This is a genomic window from Flavobacterium limnosediminis JC2902 (genome assembly GCF_000498535.1).
In the GTDB taxonomy this organism is placed as follows: domain Bacteria; phylum Bacteroidota; class Bacteroidia; order Flavobacteriales; family Flavobacteriaceae; genus Flavobacterium; species Flavobacterium limnosediminis.
Window position 1 is genome coordinate 1 of record NZ_AVGG01000056.1, and the last position, 1,324, is coordinate 1,324.

The window sequence follows — 1,324 nt, forward strand, 5'->3', positions numbered from 1 at the left end:
CCTAAAACCCCACTTGCTGCAAACCGCTGTTGTGTGCTGTTTTTTAATCTAGAAAATCATCAATTCCTAAAGCATCATTTCTTATTTCTTTCTGCCACTTTTTTTTATATTCTTTATTCAAGTATTTAAATGTTTGTTTATTATATCTCTTGAAATAACTTGAATAGTCAGGATTCGAGGTTAAATACTTTATATTATAATTTTTCTGAAAATCCAAATCTTTTTTTTCTAGAGTAGATAAACTTGTTACAAAAATAATGAATATACCATTCTTCGCATTTTCTTTAAAATATTGTTTAGGAGTTATTGAAGTTGTTAATTCTTTAACTGTTATGGTTGTAGTAGGAATCCTGTTTTTTTTTATGTATGTTGGAGAAACACCATCTATAAGTTTTATATCATCTTCTTCTAATTCGATATTAATTTCAGTTTCAGTCGCTTTTACTCTTTTATCCTTTTTACCTATATAACTGAAAATTAGAAATTGTTCAGGAGTTGCTGTTATACAATATAAACCATTAAAATCAGTTTGAGTACTTTTATTAGTACCTTCAACAAGCACATTAACTCCAGGAAGAGAAATAATATTATCTTTAACGATACCACAAACCGATCTTTCTTGTCCAAAAGACAAAACAGAGAAAAGAAAAAATGCTATGTAAAGAAATTGTTTCATTTTTTATTAGCTTTTAAGCTTACAATTTTCCCCATTTAATTCAAATGTAAAATTGTATTTTTCTTCTTTCCTGATTTCATCATAAAGTGAAATTGTAATTTCATCTTCTTCTATGTTTTCATATTTTATTTCATAAATTTTTCTTTTATTATCTTCAGGTTTAATTTCAAAATTTATTATTTCTGATGTGAAATTAATTGGATTATCTACTCCAAAGTCAGAAGTGATATCTCCAACGATAATTGTTCTATTTTCGAAATTAAACATGTTATCATAAGTTTGTCGAAAGTCTATAACATATGGTTCATTTATAGCTAATTTAAGCCTTGAAATTTTTGTTTTAAATTCGTTAAAAACCGATGGTTTTCCTGTATACTCTGATTCAATAATGTTATATCTTCTTTTTCCTAGAAATATAGTATCGTTTCCCATTTCTCTTATATTAACTTGTTTAACAATCTCGTTTCCTAATGCTTTTTTGCATTCAAGAGGTTTTCGCTCGGGAATATAAAAATCTGTCGTAAGAAAAAGAATAAAAAATGTTATTATAAAGGAAATAAATAGAATTGCATAAATTATTTTATTTCTCATGTCATTTTTGGTTTTAGTTCTTCTAAAATAGCACACAACGTCCCGCCGGCTTTGAGA

General features: G+C 26.6%; 2 protein-coding genes. Both read right to left on the bottom strand.

Features of this window, described 5'->3' with window-relative positions; genetic code table 11:
- Window positions 1-43: 43 nt before the first annotated feature.
- Window positions 44-676, bottom strand: coding sequence for an FEKKY domain-containing protein (locus FLJC2902T_RS15635; RefSeq protein WP_023580780.1), 633 nt, complete (start codon window positions 674-676; stop codon window positions 44-46).
- A 6-nt stretch (window positions 677-682) separates the two neighbouring features.
- Window positions 683-1,324: hypothetical protein (locus tag FLJC2902T_RS15640; RefSeq protein ID WP_211233891.1), on the bottom strand; the 642-nt coding region annotated here is incomplete at its 5' end.

Bases quoted from the DNA above. Each gene is read 5' to 3' on its own strand.
- FLJC2902T_RS15635 (WP_023580780.1), bottom strand. From the start codon at position 676: ATGAAACAATTTCTTTACATAGCATTTTTTCTTTTCTCTGTTTTGTCT.